This is a genomic window from Pseudofrankia coriaricola (assembly GCF_001854805.1).
Classification (GTDB): domain Bacteria; phylum Actinomycetota; class Actinomycetes; order Frankiales; family Frankiaceae; genus Pseudofrankia.
Genome location: NZ_MBLO01000184.1, coordinates 1 through 1,869, shown reverse-complemented (window position 1 = coordinate 1,869; position 1,869 = coordinate 1). Strand labels below are relative to the sequence as shown.

Annotated in this window: 1 protein-coding gene; it reads left to right on the top strand. The window is 69.5% G+C overall.

Features of this window, described 5'->3' with window-relative positions; all coding sequences use genetic code 11:
• The first annotated feature begins 639 nt into the window (after positions 1–639).
• Entirely contained in the window at positions 640–1,773 is a 1,134-nt protein-coding gene (locus tag BCD48_RS21560) for a pentapeptide repeat-containing protein (RefSeq protein ID WP_071050210.1), read from the top strand.
• Positions 1,774–1,869 lie beyond the last annotated feature (96 nt).

The following is a 1,869-nucleotide window of genomic DNA, read 5'->3' as shown; positions in this document are numbered from 1 at the left end:
CGAGCAGGTCGCTGCCAACCGCGACCGGGTGCTCCCACTCCTCGTCACAGCCTGCGACAGACCAACGCGGTGAGCTACCTCGCCGAAGCCCTGGGTCGACAGCGTGCTCTTCTTCGTCGACGCCGCGCATCCCAGCGCAGCGGAGCCGTTGCGACGCGTCCCGTGGAACAGGTTTTGGTGGGGCGTGAACGTCTACGCGACGTTGGAATCGTGAGATTTGCCGAAGTGATCAATGCCTGTGGTCAAGGAATCCGCCAGACTGGGTACCAAGGGACTGAAGTCCTTGGGGGTGGCGGCGTAGCCGCCACCCCCATAGGTGCCGGGGAAAGGGCGGTGACTCCTGAAGGGTTCGCAGTCGCTCTGAGCATACCCGCGGGTTTCGTCCCGCGCGGTGTCGTCGGCGGTGGGCGGTGGTACGGCCCGGGGTCGGTGGCGGGGGCGGGATAGTGGGTGATGCGGCGGTAAGGGATACATAAAAACAGCGGCAGGTGATCTGCTTCAATCTGAAACGGGCGCGTTGCAGATTCGGCACGCGGGGACGACTCCCGATGACGGCTGCCTGAGCTGCACACCTCGCTGGTCTGGGTCGGGCGAAGCGGGTGTGTTCGGAAGATCGATCGGGACTGGGATGATCTGCCGGTGAGGTGGACGAGCGACGACTTCCGTGTCGCCTACAGCCAGTACTACCTGATTGATCACAACGTGATCGGCGAGGATGCCGGCCTGAGCCAGGCGTTCCAGGGGAACTCGCTCGTCGGGGCGGGCGGTGGGCACCTGGCCGTGGTCTGCGGGACCCAGTATGGGCGGATCCGGATCACCGTCGACGTGCTCGGCGACGAGCCTGCGCCTGACTTCGACGACTGGCCCCTGGTGGTGGACATCAGCCATCACAGCAACACGGGCCGGGTCTGGCTCGCCGAGTGGGATCGGGGCGGGCGGCCCGAGCCGGGGAACCTGACGCCCGGCGGGCCCGGCTGGTACCGGGTCCGGGTGCGGGCGAGGGGACGCGACGTCGCGCGGGCCGCCGGTACCGCCTGCTTCGACACCGAGCCGCCACTCGAGGAACACGCGGTGAGCATCTGGCCGGCCTCGCCGGCGCCCGACGTCGTCCACCGCGCCGACGACGAGATCGCCCACGGGCCGCGGCCAGCACCCGGCGGTCCGCTGCCCACCTTCTACCCGGAGTGCCGCCCTGGCTGGGCCCCGCCGCCCGCCAGCGACGAACCGACGGAACTGGTACCGCAACGCGTCGAAAGGATCATCGACTGGACCGTCGCCCACTACTCGGGCGCCCAGCTCGTCGGCGCCCGCCTCGCCGGCCGGGACCTGACGTTCGCCGACTTCATGGCGGCCCGCCTCACCGGCGCGGACCTGACGGGCGCGATCCTCGCCAAGACGAAGCTCACCGCGACCGACCTCGCCGGAGCCCGCCTGTCCCGGGCCAACCTTGACGGCGCGGACCTCGCCAACGCGAACCTGACAGGTGCCCGGCTCGAGGACGCCATCCTGACCAGCGCCCACCTCAGCGAGGCCCGCCTTGTCGGCGCGGTTCTCACGCGCGCGAACCTCCACAGGGCCGATCTCACTGGCGCCGACCTCACCGGGGCCGACCTGACCGGGGCGCGGCTCGATGGCGTCCGCTGGTCGGAGTCCCCGGACTGGCCGGAGACGACCCGCTGGCCGAGCCCGGCCCTGGCCCGGCGCATCCGGGCCCATTCTGTGGCGTCGCCCGTCAGGCCCACCGACCTCACCGTCCGCGCCCTCACCTTCTAACCCGAACTTACTTGATCTAGGACGCACTGCGGGCTCGTGACTTGCGGGTTCGCGGCAGCCATTGATCGTCTTACTGACTACCAACGGTCTTGGAGA